The following is a 19,413-nucleotide window of genomic DNA, read 5'->3' as shown; positions in this document are numbered from 1 at the left end:
AGGCACCCATGCAGCTGACAGGGAAGTCAGCGCCGCGGAGCGGGGGCCGGCGCCGCCGGACCCGCGTCCTCGGCGCGGCCACCGCAGCACTCGCGTGCGCGGTCATCGCCGCGCCCACCACCGCCGTCGCCGCGACGTCGCCCGGCCAGCTGGCCGGCGCACCGCTCACCCGCACGGTGAAGTACCTGCTCAAACACCTGACCGTCGACGAGAAGCTCCAACTCGTGCACGGCGGCACCGACCCCAACCCGCACGGCGAGGCCGGGATCATCCTCGGCGTCCCGCGTCTGGGGATCCCCGACTTCCGCGAGGCGGACGCCCAGGGCATCAACGTCTACGCCGACGCCACGGCGTACCCCGGCCGCATCGGCCTCGCCGCGAGCTTCGACCGGACGGGCCTCGGCGAGTTCGGTCAGGCCGTCGGCACCGAGGGCCGCGCGCTCGACGTCGACCTCGTCTACGGCCCCCAGGTCGACCTCGCCCGGTTCCCCACGTGGGGCCGGAACATGACGACCTACGGCGAGGACCCCTACCTCGCCGGGCAGCTCACCGGCTCCGAGATCAACGCGATCCAGAGCACCGGTCTGCTCTCGCAGGTGAAGCACTTCTCGTTCTACGACGGCCAGAACCAGAACCTGCCCTCCATCGTCACCGACGAGTCGGCCCACGAGCTCTACCTCGCCGCGCCCGAGGCCGCGGTCAAGGACGCGGGCGTCAGCTCCGTCATGTGCTCGTACGCCACGTTCCAGATCACGCCGGTCGAGAACCAGCCCGACTACGCCTGCTCCAACGCCGGCGCGCTGAACGGGATCCTCAAGGGGCAGTGGGGTTTCACCGGCTGGGTGACCTCGGACTACGGCGGCTCCAAGAACGTGTCCGACCTGCTCGCGGGCATGGACCAGGAGTTCGCGACCGGCAACCTGCTGCCGGCGAACCTCAAGCCGCTGGTGGACCCGACGTCGGCGTCGTACTCCGCGACCTACGCGGCGGCTCTCGACCTCGCCGTCGGCCGCATCCTGTACCAGTACCAGCGTTTCGGTCTGCTCGACGACAGCTCGTACCCGACGGCGGCGAAGACCGGTGTCAAGCCGATCAAGCCCGCTCCGGCCGCGGTCGACAAGCAGAGCGGCATCAACCTCGCGCGGACCCTCGCCGAGCAGACGGGCGTGTTGCTGAAGAACGACCGGGGCACCCTCCCGCTCACCACGGCCGAGACGCAGAAGATCGCCGTGGTCGGACCGACGGCGGACCTCATGCCCGCGGCGCCCGGTGGCGAGCGCTCCCGCGGCTTCGGTGACCGCAACATCATCAGCCCGCTGAAGGCCATGCAGCAGCAGTCGGGCGGCGCCGTGGTCAACTACGCGCCGGGCATCGACCGCATCGGCACGCAGGTGCCGTCGACCGCGCTGCTCACGAGCAACGCGGCGGGTGCGACGACCGGGCTGACCCGGACCGAGACCGACGCGGACGGCAACGTCGTCAGCACCGGGGTGGACACCACGTTCGACGGCCGCCAGACCGGTCTGGTCCGCGGCCACGTCTACACCTGGACCGGCTACGTCAACGTCCCGACCACCGACACCTACAGCCTGTGGCTGCAGCGCTCGGTGGGCACGTTCAGCGGGGACGCGTCGCAGTACAACCACGGCGTCAACCCGGGGCTCCAGCAGGGCGGACGCACCGGGGCCGCCCCGACGGCCGCGCTGAGCATCGACGGTGTCGCCCAGACCCTCACCGCGCCGTCGACGATCCTGCCCAACACCTACCCGGGTGGGCAGACGGTCAACGGTCAGTACCTCGGCCTGGACAACTCCGGGGCCGACGTGCCGCTCACCGCGGGCCTGCACCCGATCACCCTCACCTACCGGCCGGCGGTCAACACCGCGCCGACCCCGGTGTTCCGCTTCGGGTGGGCGCCGCAGAACCAGAACGTCGCGAACGCGGTGGCGGCGGCGCAGGGCTCGAACGTCGCGGTGGTGTTCGTCGACGACGCCAACACCACGACCACGGCCGGTGACGTCGGCACGCTCGGCCCCAACGAGGACGCGCTGATCCAGGCGGTCTCGGCGGCCAACCCCAACACCGTGGTGGTGCTCAACAGCAACGGTGCGGTCAAGATGCCGTGGCTGAACTCGGTGCGGTCGGTCCTCGAGATGTGGTACCCCGGCCAGGAAGGTGGCACGGCGACGGCGAACCTGTTGTTCGGCCGGGCGAATCCGTCGGGCAAGCTGCCGATCACCTTCCCGGGGACGATCAACGCCACGCCGTTCGGCGGTCACCCGGAGCGTTCGGTCGGGACCGGCAGCCAGATCGTGTGGAGCGAGAACCTCGACATCGGCTACCGCTGGAACGTCGACAACGGTGTCGCCCCGCAGTTCCCGTTCGGTTTCGGGCTGTCGTACTCCTCGTTCAGCTACTCGGGGATGACGGCGAAGCCCGCGGCCGACGGCGGGGTGGACGTCAAGGTCAAGGTGACCAACACCGGCAAGCGGGCGGGCTCGGACGTCCCGCAGGTCTACGTGGGCAAGGCGGCGGGGATGCCGTCCGACGTCACGCAGACCGCCACCAAGCTGGTGCAGTTCCAGCGCGTCACGCTCGCGGCGAAGACGAGCACGACGGTGACGATGCACGTCGCGCCGCGCCAGCTGTCGTCCTGGTCGACCAGTCAGCAGGCCTGGGTGCTCGGCACGGGCAGCCGGGTGTTCCACGTGCAGAGTTCGTCGACGCCGGGCGGTCTCACCGCGCGGGTGCAGGTCAAGGCGCCCGCGCCGGCCCGCTGAGTCAGCCCACCACCACCGACGCCTCCTCCGCCCGCTCGGGCGGGGGAGGCGTCGTCGGTTCACGCAGGACGTCGGCGATGCGGTCGGCCGCGAGCGCCTCGCCCACGACGGCGGCCCCGACCAGACGGGGCCGGTCGAACCGACCCGGCACGATGCGCACCCCGGCGGCGACGATCGGCGAGCAGCGCTGACCGAGCATCTCGGTGATGCCCGCCGCCACCGGCACGCCCGCGCCGCCGAGGCGGCCGTCCACCACGACGACGTCGGGGTCCAGGAAGCTCACGATCGTCGCGAGCGGACCACCCACGAGCCGGCCGAGGTCGGTGAGGAACCGGGTCGCCACCGGGTCGCCGTGCGTCACGAGGTCTTCCATGTCGTCGAAGCTCACGTCGTGGCCGTAGCGGACCGTCAGCGCCTCGACCAGGCTGGGGGAGACGGTCTGCGTCGCGATGCACCCGCGGTTGCCGCACCAGCACAGCGGGCCGTCCGGCACCGCGGTGACGTGCGCGAGCTCGCCGCTCATGCCGTGCGCGCCGACGCTCGCCCGGCCGTCGACGACCACCGACGCCCCGAACCCGTCGCGGACCGCGAGCACGATCGCGGTCCGCCCCTCGCGGGCGGCGCCGCGGTGCACCTCGGCGAGCCCGGCGAGGTCGGCGTCGTTGACCACGCGCACGGGACGGCCGAGGACGCCCGCCAGGGCGTCGGTGGGGTCGGACCGCAGCCAGTCGGGCACAGCGGCGCGGGACCCCTTGGGTCGGATCGGGGCGACCGTCGGGTGCAGGGAGACGCCCCGGCCGGGCACGAACGGGTACGGCACCGCGACGACCACCGCGTCGCCGCCGTCGGACCCGGCACCGAGGTCGCCCACGGCCGCCGCCACCGAGTCCACCCACGTGTCGAACTCGCTGCGCCACGAGGCGACGCTCACCGCCGTGGCATCGTCGGCCAGATCGGTCGGCACCACCAGGGTCGAGCCGTCGGGCAGCAGGTCGACCAGCACCGACCGGCGGGTCCCGGTCGCCAGGCGGAAACGCTGCGCGGGGCGGCCGGAACCCTGCGGTTCCACCCCGCGCGTGATCACGAGCTCGCCGCCGTCGAGCATCCGGGCCACGGCGTTCTGCAGGGCCGCGCGCGACAGACCGGTGCGGTCGACGAGGTCCGAACGGCTCAGCGCGGCGCCGTCGCTGAAGGCGCGGCGCACGGCGTCGTCGACGACGCGGGCGGCCGAGCGTGGGAGCCGGGTGGTCGACACGCCCGGAATCGTGCCACGGACGGGGCGTCCAGGTCGGATGCGACCGGCGTCCGGCGGAGGTCAGCGGATTCTGTGTACTCCTGCCGCCTGGGGCCGCAGGAGTACACAGGATCCGGTCGTTCCTAGCGACCGGCGGCGCGCCACCCGCCGGGGCCGGGCCGCCAGGACGACCGGGTGAACGCCGCCGGGTCGGCCCACCGGCCGCGCTTCGGCGCGGGGGCGGGGGCGTCGTCCCCGCCGCCGGACGCCGCCACGACCGCGAGCAACGCGGCCAGTTGTTCGGCGTCGGGTTCGCCGCGCACGACCCGCAGCGCCGGACGCGTCGTCTCCTCGTTCGCAGTCCCGTCGACTCCGGCCTCGTCGCTCACAGCGGGATGTTCCCGTGCTTCTTCGGCAGCGGGGTCTCGCGCTTGTTCCGCAGCATCCGCAGCGCGCGGATCACGTAGGCGCGGGTCTGCGACGGTGCGATGACGGCGTCGACGTAACCGCGTTCGGCGGCGACGTACGGGTTCACCAGCGTCTGCTCGTAGTCCTCGACCAGTTCCGCGCGGCGGGCGTCGACCTGCTCGCCGTCGCCGGTAAGCTCGCGGCGGTAGAGGATGTTGACCGCGCCCTGTGCGCCCATCACGGCGATCTGTCCGGTCGGCCACGCCACGTTGACGTCGGCGCCGAGGTGCTTGGAGCCCATGACGTCGTACGCTCCGCCGTACGCCTTGCGGGTGATGACGGTGATGAGCGGGACGGTCGCCTCGGCGTAGGCGTAGATGAGCTTGGCGCCGCGGCGGATGATGCCCTGCCACTCCTGGTCGGTGCCGGGCAGGAAGCCCGGGACGTCGACGAGGGTCAGCACCGGGATGTTGAAGGCGTCGCAGGTGCGGACGAACCGCGCGGCCTTCTCCGAGGCGTCGATGTCGAGGGTGCCCGCGAAGTGCGACGGCTGGTTGCCCACCACACCGACCGAGCGGCCCTCGATCCGGCCGAAGCCGACCACGATGTTGGGGGCGAACAGTTCGTGGACCTGCACGAAGTCGGCGTCGTCGACGAGGTGTTCGATGATCGACACCATGTCGTAGGGCTGGTTCGGCGAGTCCGGGATGACGGTGTCGAGGAAGGCGTCGTCCTCGGTCGGGGTGTCGACCACGTCGGTCTCGAACACCGGGCCGTCGTCGAGGTTGTTGCTCGGCAGGAACGAGAGCAGCGTGCGGACGTACTCCAGCGCGTCGTCCTCGTCGCTGGCGAGGTAGTGCGCGTTGCCGCTGGTGGTGTTGTGGGTGCGGGCGCCGCCGAGGTCCTCCATCGAGACGTCCTCGCCGGTGACGGTCTTGATGACGTCGGGCCCGGTGATGAACATCTGCGAGGTCTGGTCGACCATGACCACGAAGTCGGTGAGGGCGGGGGAGTAGACGTGGCCGCCGGCGGCCGCGCCCATGATCAGCGAGATCTGCGGGATGACTCCGGACGCCTTGACGTTGCGGTGGAAGATGTCGCCGTAGAGGCCGAGCGAGACCACGCCCTCCTGGATGCGGGCGCCGCCGCCCTCGTTGATGCCGACGACGGGGCAGCCGGTCTTGATGGCGAGGTCGATGACCTTGACGATCTTCTCGCCGTACACCTCGCCGAGACTGCCGCCGAACACCGAGACGTCCTGGCTGAAGATGCAGACCGGTCGGCCGTCGACCGTGCCGTAGCCGGTGACCACGCCGTCGCCGTAGGGCCGGTTGTCGGCCATGCCGAACACCGTCGAGCGGTGGCGGGCGAGTTCGTCGAGTTCGATGAACGAGCCGTCGTCGAGCAGGGCCTCGATGCGCTCGCGGGCCGTCTTCTTGCCCTTCGCGTGCTGCCGCTCCCGCGCGCGTTCCGAGCCCGCGTGCACCGCCTCCTCCAGACGGTGCTCGAGATCGGCGAGGCGTCCGGCGGTGGTGTGGGTGTCGACCGGTTCGGGGAGCTCTGGGGCTGCGGCGGCGGTGCTCACCCGTCGGACCCTAGTGGCGCCGGGCCGCCGCGACGTGTGGAGTCGGTGACACCCCCGGTGTCGGTGGAGTCGCCGGGTGATCATCGCCGAGGAGGTCCCCGACACGGGGATTCTTCCGTCGGAGAGATCGACTCGCCACGACTTTCCTCAAGATTTCGAGGGGTGCGAAACGGACGCACCGGTCACATCTACCTCTCGGCCGGGCCCGGATTCGCAGCAGAACCGGACAAAGGCCGACGATCCCTTCCTGGACAACCGTCCCGAACAGGTCAGCTCGGTTTGCGGGGGTCTTGAGGCGTGCTTATCGTCGCATCGTCAAGTCAACGTGAAGTCCGGCGCGAGTCGGACGAGATCTCTCCAACCCCCCTACGGAGAAGTCAGTGACGCACGCGGTGCTCGCCCCCGTTCCCCCGGCGGCCGGCGATCTCCTCTCCGTGCACCACCAGGGTGGTGAGCGGGGCGTCGATGCCCTGCTCACCACCCTGGTGGACCACCACGGTTCCGACCTGCACCTCTCCGAGGGATCGGCCCCGCGCATCCGCGTGCACGGCGACCTCGCCCCGATCCCCGGCCTGCCGCCCCTCACGGCGGACGACCTCGTCCGGCTGCTGCGCCCGCTCACCACCGATGAGCAGTGGGCGACCTTCGAGGCCGACCACGAACTCGACCTGGCGTACGAACTCACCGGCGTCTCCCGCTTCCGGGTCAACCTGTTCCAGCAGCGCGGCGCGTACGGCGCGGTCATGCGCGCGATCCCGCACGGCATCAAGCCGCTCGAGGAACTCGGCGTGCCCGACGCCGTCGCGGACTTCGCCCACCTCCCACGGGGGCTGGTGCTGGTCACCGGCCCGACCGGCTCCGGCAAGACCACCACGCTCGCGGCCATCCTCGACCTGGCGAACCGCACCCGGAAGGGGCACATCGTCACGGTCGAGGACCCGATCGAGTTCGTCCACGAACACAACCGGTGCCTGGTCAACCAGCGCGAGGTCGGCGAGGACACCGCGGGTTTCGCCGTTGCGCTCAAGCACGCGCTGCGCCAGGACCCCGACATCATCCTGGTCGGCGAGTTGCGCGACCTGGAGACGGTGTCGACCGCGTTGACCGCGGCCGAGACCGGCCACCTCGTGCTCGCGACGCTGCACACGCAGAGCGCCGCGCAGACCGTCGACCGCGTCATCGACATCTTCCCGCCCCACCAGCAGCAGGAGGTCCGGGCCCAGCTCTCGACCGCGCTGCAGGGCGTCGTGACCCAGGCGCTCGTCCCGCGCAAGGACGGCAAGGGCCGCGCGGTGGTCGTGGAGATCATGAAGGCCACGACGGCGATCCGGAACCTCATCCGCGAGGGCAAGAACCACCAGATCCCGTCGTTCATGCAGAGCTCCGGTGACACCGGCATGCAGACCTTCGACCAGCACCTGGTGCAACTCGTGCGCGAGGGCGCGATCTCGGAGACCCGTGCGCTTGAGGTCGCCCACTCCAAGGACGAGATGCAGCGTCTGCTGCGCGGCGGCGCACGGTGACGGCCGTCCTGCGGCAGTTCGAGTACGAGGCCGTCGACCTCACCGGCAAGCGCAGCAAGGGCAAGGTCGAGGCCACCGACACCGGGTCGGCCGCAGCCGCGCTCATCGCGCAGGGCGCGACCCCGCTCACGGTGACCGAGACTGGCACCGGGCTGCAGAAGGACATCACCATCCCGGGCCTCGGTGGCCGGCTCAAGGTCGCCGACCTCGCGGTGTGTGTGCGGCAGTGGGCGACGATGACGGCCTCGGGTCTGCCGCTCATCAAGGCCCTCACCACGCTCGAGGAGCAGACCAGCTCACCGAAGATCGTCGCGGCGCTCAAGGCCGTCCGGGTCGAGGTCGAGCAGGGGCGGTCGCTGTCCGACGCCATGGCCGAACACGACAAGGTCTTCCCGCGCATCATGATCTCGCTGGTGCGAGCCGGTGAGACCGGCGGTTTCCTGGACGAGGCCCTCGACCGCATCGCGGTCAACCTCGAGAAGGACGCGAACCTGCGCTCCAAGATCAAGTCCGCGTTGACCTATCCCGGCATCGTCCTGGCGTTCAGCGGTCTGATGATCACCGCCGTGCTGGTGTTCATCGTGCCGATCTTCCAGGGCATGTTCGAGTCGCTCGGTGGGAAACTGCCGCTCCCGACGCAGATCCTGGTCACGGCGTCGCACCAGATCGTGTGGATCGCCATCGGTGTGGTCGGCGCCGGCATCGGGTCGGTGACGTTCTACAAGCGCCAGATGCGCTCGAGCTACGCGTTCCGCCTCAAGGCCGACACCGTCAAGCTGAAGCTCCCGGTGTTCGGGAACCTGTTCACGAAGATCGCCATCAGCCGGTTCTCGCGGAACCTCTCGACCCTGCTGTCGTCGGGCGTCCCGATCATGCAGGCGCTGGAGATCGTCGGCGACACCACGGGCAACGCCGTCATCACCGAGGCCATGAAGGACGTGCAGAACTCGGTCCGCAGCGGTGGCACCATCAGCGCACCGTTGCATGATCATCCGGTCTTCCCGACCATGTTGGTGCAGATGATGCAGGTCGGCGAGGAGACCGGTCAGATCAGCGCGATGCTCGAGAAGGTCGCGGACTTCTACGACTCCGAGGTCGAGGCCACGGCCGACGCCCTCACGGCCTCGCTCGAGCCGGTCATGGTGGTCGTCATGGGCGCGGTCGTCGGCTCGATGGTCGTCTGCCTGTACCTGCCGATGTTCACGATCTACCAGAACATCCAGAACTGACGCGAATTCTGCGTCTTCGTGCGGCCAGAGGCCGCAGAAGTACACAGAATCCGGCTGTTTCCGCTCCCTCTGACGTCCTCTGTTGCGCTGTGCAACTGTGTTTCCAACGCGGAATCACCCGACCGGCACGAGACTTTCTCGATCCTGCGCCTGTTTGAGGTTACGACTTGGTTTCGTTGAGGAGTTGAGGTTTAACCGGCACCTCACGGGGTATGTCTGTGGTGCAAGCAGCTGTCGGGTTGCTGCACCACAACCCCCCACACCGTCCGCGGCCGGCCTCCCGGCCCGGAACCGGTCGCCCCCCGGCGGCCGGCCGGCACCCGCCGGAGCTCCCCCACCCAGAGTCCCAGGAGGCTCAGCATGTCCGTGTCCCCCAAGTCCCTCAAGACCCGCCTCGACGAGGTCCACGCCAAGCGCGCCCGCGGTGAGGGTGGCTTCACCCTCATCGAGCTGCTCGTGGTCGTCGTGATCATCGGCATCCTCGTCGCCATCGCGATCCCGCTGTACCTCAACTACCGCAAGGGCGCCCAGAACAAGGCGACCGAGTCGGACGTCCGCGGCGCGGTCTCGGCGTTCGAGCAGTGCTTCACCGACAACGGCAACAAGTACCCGGAGGCCGCTGCTGTCACGGGTGGCACTGACTCGGACACGCCGCTCAGCCTCGACTGTGGCGACAGCACCCAGACCGCCCCGCTGAGCAAGGACACCAAGACCCTCACCTACAGCCTGGCGACGGACAAGCAGTCCTACACCCTGGTCGGCTCCTCCAGCGGCGGCAAGACGTACACGTACACCAGCTCGGATGGCACCCTCGACGAGGGCTGATCCACACCGTTTGACCCGACCGGTGCGGGGCGCTGAGACCACAGCGCCCCGCACCGTCGGTCGTTCGGCGGCGTGACCGTTGCACCCAGCACCACTCTGCACCACAGCCCGGTTCCCCCGGCCGGGCGCCACCACTCTCATCCCCCGGAGAGACCCCCCGTGCCTGCGTCCACCCCTGCCGCGCACCGAGACCGGAAGGTCGACGGTGACAGCGGATTCACGCTCACCGAGACCCTGGTCTCGATCACGCTGCTGGTGTTGACCGGCGGCGCGGCGACCACCGGCGTGGTCGGGGGCCTGCGGGCCCAGTCCGACAACGAGATGCGCACGACGGCCAGCAACCTGGTCCGCGCCGACGTCGACGACGCCCGCTCCGTGCTCTACCCCGACTACCCGCCTCCGGTGGCGCGCCACCCCGAGAAGGTCGGCGCCAAGACCTTCTGGCTCACCCGCACCGTGACCGCCCGTGGGGTGGTCGGCACCGCCACCTGCCCCGACGTCATCACCGCCACCGGCGTGCTCGCCCTCACGGTCACGAGCACGGTCACGTGGGCCGATCGTGACGACACCCGGTCCATCACGATGACCACGGTGGTCTCGTGCTGAGCCGCCGGCGGCCGAGCGGCGACGACGGCACCACGCTCGCCGAACTCGTGGTGTGCATGTGCCTCACCACGATCGTCGGCGCGACCGCGCTGGGCTTCTTCGTCTGGACCGGCGACGCCACCCGCGCCACCACCACCAACAGCTTCACCCAGCAGGACGCCCGCGGCGCCATGACCACGGCGACCGGCATCCTGCGTCTGACCGTCCCGGGCAGCGTCGTCCCCGGCACGGTGGACGCCGTCACGAAGGTCAGTCCCACCGTGACCTTCTCGGCGTCGGACGCCGTGGTCACCGGCTGCCCCCGTCGACCGGCCGCGAGCATCTCGCTCACGGTGGCATCCGGTCAGTTGCGGATGACCCGCACCGGGCCGCAGAACGCGCCGACGGCGAGCGCGCCGTGCGCGTACCGCACGAACGTCGCGACCACCGCCGTCCTCGCGTCGGACGTCCAGGCCGGCAGCGGCTTCAGCTTCACCTACCGCAAGGTCGACGGCGTGGTGTCGACCGGCAACGCCCAGATCGGCGCCGTGGACGTCACGCTCGTCGTGGCCGACCGTGGCGGCCGGACGCAGACCTACACGTCGACCGCGGTCGTCTCCGGCGGTGCGGCGTGAGGGTCCCGCGCCGCGACGATGACGGCTTCGCCATGGTGTTCGTCCTCATGGTCATCTCGATGGTGACCGTCGCGGTGGCCGGTGTGCTGACCGTGACCACGCCCGACATCTCCCGCACCAGGCAGGACCAGGACGGCACCGGCGCCGGCGCCGCCGCTCGCGCCGCCGTGGACGACTTCATCGCCTACGTCAGCGGGATCGACACCTGCCGCTCGACCACGCGGGTGTGTGCCCAGGCCAAGGGGGCGGCGAGCGGCACGAAGGTGCTCGACCCGACCAGCGGCGCCACCATCTCGTGGACGACCGACAGTGCGCTCACGCCCGAGGGCTACGTGCGCGTGCACGCGACCGGCCGCTACGGCCGCGCCACCCGCACCCTCGACGCCGACATCGCGCTCGCGCCGAGCATCCTGTCCTACGGCTACTACAGCGACTACGAGTCGCAGTCCTCCGACGCCCTGAACAGCATCTACCGGGCACACAAGGTGCGGCTGGACACCAGCGGCACCTGGCAGTACGCGAGTGCCTCGGCCGCGTCGACCGTCACCTGGGCCACGCCCGCGAACACCGCGACGTGCGACCGGCACTGGTGGCAGGACCCGTCGACCTCACCGGTCACCCCGGGACGTCCGGCGTCGAACGCCTTCACCGTCGGCTACTCGGTGGACACCACCGGACGCTCGTCGAGTTTCAGCGGCGGCTGCGACATCATCTTCGCGACCGGCATGACCCTCAACGGCCCCGTGTACACCCGCGACGCCGTGTTCGTCGACGGCACGGGCGGGTCCGGTCCGTTGTTCCAGGCGCCGGTCATCACCGGCTGGGGCTACGCTGGCCGCACCACCCCCGCCTACCCGAAGATCAACAACGTGTCCGTCCCCTGGCGCAACCAGAACAACGGCACCCTCTCCGCGAGCCCCTACAAGCCGAAGAAGGCCGACTTCGACCTCCAGCTGCCCCAGGGCATCGGGACCGAAGGGCTCTCGGCCAACGCCTGCGTCTACACCGGACCGACCCGGGTCAAGCTCAACGGCAACGGCACGGCGACGATCACCAGCCCCCGCACCACGACCAAGGCCGCCGGCGCCGACCCGGCCTGCTACCCCAGCGTGGTCGGGACCGGCATCACCGCGTGGCCCATCGCCTACGGCACCGTCGGCGGCGGCACGATCCTCGTGCGCAACATCGGCACCGAGCCCACGGCGGGGTGGCCGACCACCGGCCAGAAGTCGAGCACCACCCCCTCGGCTTCGACGTCGACGTTCTGGAACACCGCCACCGCCGGCACCGCGAGCAACGGCACGTCGGCGGCGACCGACACCTGCTCCGCGAGCCCGTACTACTCGGCGGCGGTCAACGCCGCCTGCGCCTGGAGTGAGGTGCCGGCGGCGACCTCGACCACCGGGGGCTGGACGACCTACACCAGCGGTGGGGCGTGCGGGAGTGTGCAGCCCGCCGACCAGAAGTTGTTCGAGTGCGAGTACTCCGCGAAGGTCGGCGGGACCCAGACCTACAGCACCTTCCGCACCGCGACCCGGAACGCCCTGGCCGGCAGCACCTGCGCGACCGCGACGTCGACGACCGCGAGCCGGCAGCAGTGCCTCGTCGACCTGCTGAAGGCGCAGCTGCCCTCCGACACCACCGCCCGCCGCTACGTGGTCACCCCGTCGACCGGCACGGCTGTCGCCGGGACGACCCGGGCGATGACCGTCACGCCCGCGTACCCGATGGCGGGCGACCCCCTGTTCGCGAACGGCCCGGCGGGCCCCGGCACCGAGTCCGGGACCCTGACGCCGGTGACCCTGACCGTCACTCGGCAGGCCTCGACCAACGGTGGCGGCACCTGGAGCGCGGCGGTCCCGCAGTTCACCGTCACCGTGACCTCGACGACCTGGGCGGTCGCCACGCCCGCCTCGGCCACCAGCTACTTCCCGTCGGTCAGCGACGTCACGCAGTACGCGGGCTCCACCGGCTCGAGCGTCGCGGGCGACCTGTACGTCGAGGGCACCAACAAGGGCAAGCTCAGCCTGCTCGCCGACAACGACGTCGTGGTCACGAACAACCTCGTCAACACGAGCGACACCATCACCAACGACGCGGTCAACATCGTCGCGGGCCAGTACGTGCGCAACTTCCACCCGGTGTCGTGCGTCAGCACGAACAGCACCTCGCTCGCCGCGACCGACGCCGGCTTCTGCCCGAACGACGTCACGGGCCTCGGCACCCCCGGCGGTGGCAGCAACGGCAACTTCGGCAGCAACCACCCGGCGTCGCAGTACACGAACCTCCAGGCGACCGGCAGTCGGACGATCCAGGCCGCCGTGTTCGCGCTGAACGGGTCCCTGACCTCCGACAACTACAACCGGGGCGCGTGGATGGGCAACCTGCTCATCAAGGGCGGGGTGTACCAGGGACACCGCGGCGTCAACGGCACCCAACTCGCCAACAACGACGGAACGGTCGCCCGCAGCGGCTACCTGCTCAGCTACAACTACGTCGACCTGCGTCAGTCCAACCTGCCCTACGAACCGACGACCAGGGTGAAGTCCGGCCGGGTGTGGTCGGTCGTGTCGGTCTCCGGGAACGGTGCATCGTGAACCAGTTGCCCCTGACGCCCTTCCTCGTCCTCGCCGGCCTCCTCGGGCTGCTGGTCGGGTCGTTCCTCAACGTCGTCATCCACCGGGTGCCGCGTTCGCTGTCCGTGGTCCGTCCCCCGAGCGCGTGCCCGACCTGCGCGATGGAACTCAAGCCGTGGCACAACGTGCCGGTCGCGAGCTGGCTGGTGCTGCGGGGCCGGTGCGCCGGGTGCGCGGCGCCGATCAGCATCCGCTACCCGCTGGTGGAACTGCTGACGGCCGTCCTGTTCGTCGCGGTGACCGCCCGCTTCGGGGTCACCGCCGCCTTGCCCGCCTACCTGTACCTCGCCGCGGTCGCCGTGGCGTTGGCGATGATCGACCTCGACGTCAAGCGGCTGCCCGACCGCATCGTGCTGCCGTCCTACCTCGTGGCCGGCGGGCTCCTGCTGATCGCTGCTGTGTGCACCGGTTCCTGGGCTGACGGCTCGCGCGCCCTGATCGGGATGGCCGTCATGTTCGGCCTCTACTACGCCATCGCCTGGCTCCGGCCGGGCGGCATGGGCTTCGGAGACGTCAAGACCGCGGGCCTGCTCGGGCTCTACCTGGGATGGGTCTCGTGGGCCGCGCTCGCCGTCGGATTCCTCGCGGGCTTCGTCCTCGGCAGCCTGTTCGGGGTCGCTGCCATGGCGCGCGGTCGGGCCGACCGTACGACCGCCATCCCCTACGGCCCCCACCTGTTGGCCGGGGCGTTGCTCGCCCTGTTCGTCGCCGCACCGCTGGGTCAGTGGTACGGCTCGTTGATCGGAGTGGCATGACCCGCATCGAGATGCCCCGGCTCGGACGGCGGGTGCCCACGGCGACCGGCCTCGACCTCGGTTCGACCGCCGTGCGCGCGTTCGAGATCTCCCACCGGCCGTCGGGGCCGGTCGTCGAGAACTACGGATCGGTCGCGGTGTCTCCCGGCGCGGTACGCGGAGGAGTGGTGGAGGACGGCAAGGCGGTGACCTCCGCCGTGCGGGAACTGTGGTCGCACCGCCGGTTCCGCTCGCGGAAGGTCATGCTCGGTCTCAGCCACCAGCAGGTGCTGGTGCGCGACCTCACCGTGCCGAAGCTCGACGCGAGAGACCTCCGACGCGCGCTGCCCTACCTCGTCCGCGAGACGTTGCCGTTCCCCGTCGACCAGGCCCTGCTCGACTTCCACGCGCTCGGTCCCGCCGCCGACGGCTCCGGCGGGATCGACGGCTTGGTGGTGGCGGCCCCGAAGGACGCGGTCGTGCAGGCCGTCGAGGCGGTCCAGCGCGCCGGTCTGTTCGTCGAGGGCGTCGACCTGGCCTCGTTCGCCGCGATGCGCGCGACCGCCACCGGCAACGGGTCGGCCGAGATCGTCGTCGACATCGGTGCCTACTGCACCAATCTCGTCATCCACGTCGACGGCGTCCCGCAGGTCGTCCGGTGCGTGCCACGCGGGGGCGCCGAGGTCACCGCGCTGCTCGCGCTGCGGCACGACCTGTCGATCGACGACGCCGAGACGCTGAAGTGCCAGGTGGGTCTGGTCGGACGGCCGGGCGTCGTCGACGACGTCGACTTCGTGGGGACCGTCGGTGAGGCGTTGCGGCCGCTTTTCCGGGAGATCCGCAGTTCGGTGTCCTGGTTCGCCAACCACCGCGAGCAGATCCCGGTCTCACAGATCACCCTCTGCGGCGGCGGTTCGTTGCTGCCGGGACTCGTCGACTCCGTCCAACGACGGCTGGAGCTCCCCACCCGGATCGCGGATCCGTTGGCCCAGATGCGCACCGGCCGTGGCGACGGCGGTCGGCACGCCGCCCTCGATCGGCTCGGTTCCACCGCCGCCGTCTCCATCGGTCTGACCCTCGGAGTGTCCTGATGACCGCCATCGTCCCCGGGCGCCGACCAGCCGTCCCCGTGCCCGACGCAGCCGATCCGGGCGGCCGGGTCGTCGCCGTGCGGGTCAACCTGCTGCCGGGCGAGATCCTCGACGCCCGCCGCGGCCACCGGGTGCGCCGGGCCGGGGTCGCGGTCCTCGCCCTGCTCGCCGTCGTCCTGGGCGCGCTGGTCTTCGTGGTGCGCGCCGACGTCGCGTCGACCCGCTCCGACCTCGCCGCCGCCGACTCGCTCACCGCCCACCTGCGCGCCCAGCAGGGGCGGTACGCGGACGTCGTCGCGCTGCAGGACCAGGTGACCGAGGCCGTCGGCCGCCTGAACCGGCTCACCGCCGGTGACCTGGACTGGGCGCCGCTGCTCACCGCCGTGGTCGCGGCGGCCCCGCGCGGTGTCGTCGTCGCGCAACTGCAGGCGACGACCGCAGACCCCGCTGCCGCCGGGAGCGCGGGTGGCGCTCCCGGTGGCGGCGGTACGACCGCGGGCCCCACGCCCGTCCCCGTCGGTGTCCTCACCCTCAGCGGTGCCGCACCCGGACCTGGCGCGGTCGCGGCCTACGTCGACGCACTGGCCCGCGTCGTGGGCCTCGACAACGTCGTCGCCACCGACGTGTCCGCCGTGACCGACGGATCTGCCGCCGGCATCACGGGGTACACGTTCGGCGTCACCGCCGTCCTGTCGTCCGTGGCTGCCCTCCCCACCCCGACCGCGCCCGGAGGCAAGTGATGCGTGCCCTCAACTCCCCGCGGCTGGTGGCCGCGATCGTCACGGTGGCCGCGCTGCTCATGGGCGGCGCCGCGTACCTCCTCGCGATCGCGCCGGCGCGGGCCGACAAGGCGAGCGTGCAGAGCCAGATCGACGACGCCTCGCTGACCCAGGCGACGTTGCGGCGCAAGCTCGCCACGCTCGAGGACGCCTCGAAGCAGACCGGCGCGCTGCGAGCGGCGAACGCCGCGGCCACGGCCGCACTCCCGGCCGTCGCGGACACCCAGGGCCTCCTGCGGCAGGTCCAGGCCGCGGCGACAGCCCACGGCGTCACGGTCGGTGCCGTCACCATCGCCCCGCCCGCCGAGACCGACGTCGAGGGTGTCTGGGGGTTGCCGGTGACCATCGACCTCGGCGGCAGCCCGGACGGGCTGCTCGGTGTCGTGCAGACGTTGCAGACCACGTCGCCGCGCGCGTTGACCATGTCCGGCGTGACCCTGTCCACGTTGACCGACGGTGTCGAGACGCTGTCGCTGGCGGTGACGGTGTTCAGCACCTCGGCCCCCCTGGTCCAGGACGGCCGGGTCGTGGGTGGGGGAGCGGGGTCGACGCCCGCCGCGGGCGCCGCGCCGGCGGCGGCGACGCCCTCGGGCGGCTCGACGACCACCGCCTCCTGAGGTCTGTGCGGAACCGGCCGTAGCGTCACACGGCGTGAGCGGTTACCCCGAGGACGCCGTCCGTGACGGCCTGCCCGCACCCCTGCTGACCCTGCGGTACGTCGCCGAGACCGGTTCGACCAACGCCGACCTGCTCGCCGACCCCGACGGCCCGACCGGGGAGGTGCTGGTCGCGGACCACCAGACCGCCGGGCGGGGTCGACTCGACCGCCGTTGGGAGGAACCCCCGGGTGCGTCGATCATGCTGTCGGTCCGGTTGCGGCCGTCCGCCCCGGTGGTGTCGTGGGGCTGGCTGCCGCTGGTCGCGGGGGTCGCGCTCGTCGACGCGCTGCGCGCGGCTGCGCCCGGGACGCCGTGCGCGCTCAAGTGGCCCAACGACGTCCTGCTCGGCGACGACGGCCGGAAGGTCGCGGGCATCCTGGCCGAGGCGCGCGGACCCGTCGCGGTGATCGGCACGGGGTGCAACGTCAGCCAGCGGGCGGACCAACTGCCCGTGCCGACCGCGACGTCGCTGGCGGCCGAGGGCGTGGACGCCGACCGGTCGGGCGTCCTCCACGACCTGTTGGCGGGCCTCGCGCGCTGGTCGCACGCTCTCGACGCAGCCGGCGGGGACGCGGTCGCCGCGGGCCTGCACGCCGCCTACTCCGAGCGGTGCGCGACGCTCGGCCGCGAGGTGACCGTCACGCGACCGCACGACGTGCTGACCGGCCGGGCGGTCCGGATCGCGCCCGACGCCGGGTTGGTGTTGGTGACCGCCGCGGGGGAGACGACCGTGCTCGCGGGCGACATCACCCACCTGCGGCCGTCCGGGTGAGATCGTGACCGGGTGCCGTTCCCGGAGCGCCTGCTGGTCGACGACGAAGCCGTCGTCCGTCACCTGCACCCGCACTGGACCACGCTGGTCCCGGCCGGGGTCGCGTTCCTGCTGACCTGCGCCGCCACCGGCGTGCTCGTCGCCGTCGTCCCGCACGGTTCGGCCCGCTCCCCGGTGCTCGGCGCGGTCGCCGTCGTGGCCGTCGTCGTGCTGATCTGGTGGGTGCTGCGGCCGTTGCTGCGGTGGGCGAGCACCCACTACGTCCTCACCACCGAACGGGTGCTGATCCGCACGGGGGTGCTCTCGCACACCGGCCGCGACATCGCGCTCGGCCGGATCAACGACGTCGGGTTCGAACGCACGCTGCGGGACCGGCTCGTCGGGGCCGGGACGCTGCTCATCGAGTCGGCGGGGGAGCAGGGCGTGCAGCGGCTGACCGACGTGCCGCGGTCGGACGAGGTGCAGCAGGTGTTGAACCGGCTCATCGACGCCGAAGAGCGGCGGCGCGGCCGTATGTGACGCGGTGCGTCACCCGGCGTCACCTCGGCGCCCCTCGTTCGTTGAAGCATCCGACGACGCTTGACGAGAAACCCCTTGTCGTGGCGGGGGAATCTTGCGTCGCAGATTCCGCTACCGCCGGTAACCCCTGCCCTGGATCACGATCAGGTCACGGCCCGCGGTGCATTCCCGACATACCGCCCCGTCCCGGGCGCGAGAGCGCTTGCGGCCGCCGCGTCGCGGCGTCAGGTTTAGTCCGCGTTAAGTCATGGCCGTCACCTCGGCGGCCGTGATCCCCCACCCGCTGCTGCTCCCCGGTCCGTCCTGCACATGTCGGCCGGCGGGGCTCAGGACAGAGAGGTTCCCCCCACGATGGCCCCACCCTCCACGACGCGGCTCCTGCGCCGCGGGATCGCCGCGACTGCCGTCGCCGGTCTCGCGGTCGCCGGTGTCGCGACCGCCGGCCCCGCTGCTGCGGCCGGCTCCAACGGCTCGTCCTCGGTGACGTTGTCGGCCACCGCGGCCAACACCAACGGCCGCACCCTGGTGCTCAACGCCCTGTCCGGTGATCCGCTGTCGACCTCCTCGGGTCTGACCGCGACCGGCGGCGCGGCGGGCTTCATCACCGGCGTCGCCGACGCGAACTACAGCAACTTCGGGTACTCGGTGCAGTCGACGATGACCAACCTCTACAAGGTCACCGGCGCCAACACCTACAGCTGCACCGACTTCATCCCGTCGAGCGCGGTGTCGGTCGTCGAGAACGGCGCGTTGGACCTCACCAACATCGCCGCCACCGTCCAGCCGCTGTTCAACCTCAGCGGCACGTTGCTCGGCACGATCAACGTGCCGTCGACGCCGCTGACGGGGAACTCGAAGGCCCTCAACGCGACCGCGCTGCTCGGTGCGACGACCGGTGCCCTCACCGACATCGCCGACGGCTCGCTGACCGGCCTGCCGGTCAAGGCCGCTCTGGGTGTCGGCAGCACGGAGACGCCGTACACGAACGCGGCGGCGTTCGGACTGGGCAACGGCTGCACCGGCAGCGCGTCGCCGACGTCGAACCCGCTGCTCGCCGGCACCTCGAACAACGCCGGGGTGAAGTCGGTGGTCACCAACGCGCTGAACGCGCTGGGGACCGGCAGTTCCTTCAACGCCGGCAACCTCATCGCGGCGGGCTACTCGACGGTCGACGCGGTCAAGGCGCTCGCGGCGCCGTTGGTCGGCGGTCTCGGCGCGCTGGCGGGGCTCAACATCGCCCCGCTCAACGCGACGTTGACCGCGCTGTCGCAGGTGACACAGAGCGGCAACTACCAGGTCAGCCCGACGCTCAAGGTGAACGTCCCGGCCACGGCGTCCGGTGACTACACCGGCGTCATGACCGTCACCCTGACGGACGTCTGATGTCCGCACCGCGTCGAGACCCCTCCGGTCGGAGAG

At 71.2% G+C, this 19,413-nt stretch carries 17 protein-coding genes; 14 read left to right on the top strand and 3 right to left on the bottom strand.

Annotated elements, in window-relative coordinates; genetic code table 11:
- Positions 1-8 precede the first annotated feature (8 nt).
- Positions 9-2,780 carry a beta-glucosidase gene (locus tag ACXR2U_RS15880; RefSeq protein WP_458826036.1) on the top strand — a complete coding sequence of 924 codons (2,772 nt, stop codon included), beginning with the start codon at positions 9-11 and terminating at the stop codon, positions 2,778-2,780.
- Between the two features lies 1 nt (position 2,781).
- On the opposite strand, the gene ACXR2U_RS15875 is transcribed toward ACXR2U_RS15880, so the two are convergent.
- The 3 genes from ACXR2U_RS15875 to ACXR2U_RS15865 form a co-directional block, all read right to left on the bottom strand.
- Positions 2,782-4,035, bottom strand: coding sequence for an ROK family transcriptional regulator (locus ACXR2U_RS15875; RefSeq protein WP_458826035.1), 1,254 nt, complete (start codon positions 4,033-4,035; stop codon positions 2,782-2,784).
- 122 nt (positions 4,036-4,157) lie between these two features.
- Complete coding sequence (locus ACXR2U_RS15870) at positions 4,158-4,403, bottom strand: acyl-CoA carboxylase epsilon subunit (protein WP_458826034.1); 246 nt, start codon at positions 4,401-4,403, stop codon at positions 4,158-4,160.
- Positions 4,400-6,007, bottom strand: coding sequence for an acyl-CoA carboxylase subunit beta (locus ACXR2U_RS15865; protein ID WP_458826033.1), 1,608 nt, complete (start codon positions 6,005-6,007; stop codon positions 4,400-4,402). Before ACXR2U_RS15865 ends, ACXR2U_RS15870 begins: the two co-directional genes overlap by 4 nt.
- A 380-nt stretch (positions 6,008-6,387) precedes the next feature.
- On the opposite strand from ACXR2U_RS15865, the gene ACXR2U_RS15860 reads away from it, so the two are divergent.
- The 13 genes from ACXR2U_RS15860 to ACXR2U_RS15800 all read left to right on the top strand — a co-directional run bounded on the left by ACXR2U_RS15860 (position 6,388) and on the right by ACXR2U_RS15800 (position 19,377).
- The gene (locus ACXR2U_RS15860) at positions 6,388-7,530 is read left to right on the top strand and encodes a type IV pilus twitching motility protein PilT (protein ID WP_458826032.1); all 1,143 of its coding nucleotides are present in this window, start codon (positions 6,388-6,390) and stop codon (positions 7,528-7,530) included.
- Positions 7,527-8,759 carry a type II secretion system F family protein gene (locus ACXR2U_RS15855; protein ID WP_458826031.1) on the top strand — a complete coding sequence of 411 codons (1,233 nt, stop codon included), beginning with the start codon at positions 7,527-7,529 and terminating at the stop codon, positions 8,757-8,759. The genes ACXR2U_RS15860 and ACXR2U_RS15855 overlap by 4 nt, the downstream gene beginning before the upstream one ends.
- Positions 8,760-9,119: 360 nt before the next feature.
- The gene (locus ACXR2U_RS15850; RefSeq protein WP_458826030.1) at positions 9,120-9,584 is read left to right on the top strand and encodes a type IV pilin protein; all 465 of its coding nucleotides are present in this window, start codon (positions 9,120-9,122) and stop codon (positions 9,582-9,584) included.
- A gap of 159 nt (positions 9,585-9,743) precedes the next feature.
- A complete protein-coding gene (locus tag ACXR2U_RS15845; RefSeq protein ID WP_458826029.1) occupies positions 9,744-10,190 on the top strand; it encodes a PulJ/GspJ family protein in 447 nt (148 codons plus the stop codon).
- Positions 10,184-10,804 (top strand): hypothetical protein, encoded by a 621-nt coding sequence (locus tag ACXR2U_RS15840; RefSeq protein ID WP_458826028.1) that lies wholly within the window; start codon positions 10,184-10,186, stop codon positions 10,802-10,804. Before ACXR2U_RS15845 ends, ACXR2U_RS15840 begins: the two co-directional genes overlap by 7 nt.
- Positions 10,801-13,401: a hypothetical protein gene (locus ACXR2U_RS15835; RefSeq protein WP_458826027.1), complete on the top strand. Its 2,601-nt coding sequence runs from the start codon at positions 10,801-10,803 to the stop codon at positions 13,399-13,401. The genes ACXR2U_RS15840 and ACXR2U_RS15835 overlap by 4 nt, the downstream gene beginning before the upstream one ends.
- Before the next feature lie 5 nt (positions 13,402-13,406).
- Positions 13,407-14,195, top strand: coding sequence for a prepilin peptidase (locus tag ACXR2U_RS15830; protein WP_458826026.1), 789 nt, complete (start codon positions 13,407-13,409; stop codon positions 14,193-14,195).
- Positions 14,192-15,265 (top strand): type IV pilus assembly protein PilM, encoded by a 1,074-nt coding sequence (gene pilM / locus ACXR2U_RS15825; protein WP_458826025.1) that lies wholly within the window; start codon positions 14,192-14,194, stop codon positions 15,263-15,265. Before ACXR2U_RS15830 ends, pilM begins: the two co-directional genes overlap by 4 nt.
- Positions 15,265-16,005: a hypothetical protein gene (locus tag ACXR2U_RS15820; protein WP_458826024.1), complete on the top strand. Its 741-nt coding sequence runs from the start codon at positions 15,265-15,267 to the stop codon at positions 16,003-16,005. Before pilM ends, ACXR2U_RS15820 begins: the two co-directional genes overlap by 1 nt.
- Complete coding sequence (pilO, locus tag ACXR2U_RS15815; protein ID WP_458826023.1) at positions 16,005-16,661, top strand: type 4a pilus biogenesis protein PilO; 657 nt, start codon at positions 16,005-16,007, stop codon at positions 16,659-16,661. Before ACXR2U_RS15820 ends, pilO begins: the two co-directional genes overlap by 1 nt.
- A gap of 34 nt (positions 16,662-16,695) precedes the next feature.
- Entirely contained in the window at positions 16,696-17,475 is a 780-nt protein-coding gene (locus ACXR2U_RS15810; protein ID WP_458826022.1) for a biotin--[acetyl-CoA-carboxylase] ligase, read from the top strand.
- Between the two features lie 12 nt (positions 17,476-17,487).
- Positions 17,488-17,994, top strand: coding sequence for a PH domain-containing protein (locus ACXR2U_RS15805; protein WP_458826021.1), 507 nt, complete (start codon positions 17,488-17,490; stop codon positions 17,992-17,994).
- Positions 17,995-18,345: 351 nt separating this feature from the next.
- A complete protein-coding gene (locus tag ACXR2U_RS15800; RefSeq protein ID WP_458826020.1) occupies positions 18,346-19,377 on the top strand; it encodes a hypothetical protein in 1,032 nt (343 codons plus the stop codon).
- Positions 19,378-19,413 lie beyond the last annotated feature (36 nt).

This window comes from Jatrophihabitans sp. YIM 134969 (assembly GCF_054456675.1).
This window is presented reverse-complemented; position numbering and strand designations above follow the sequence as displayed.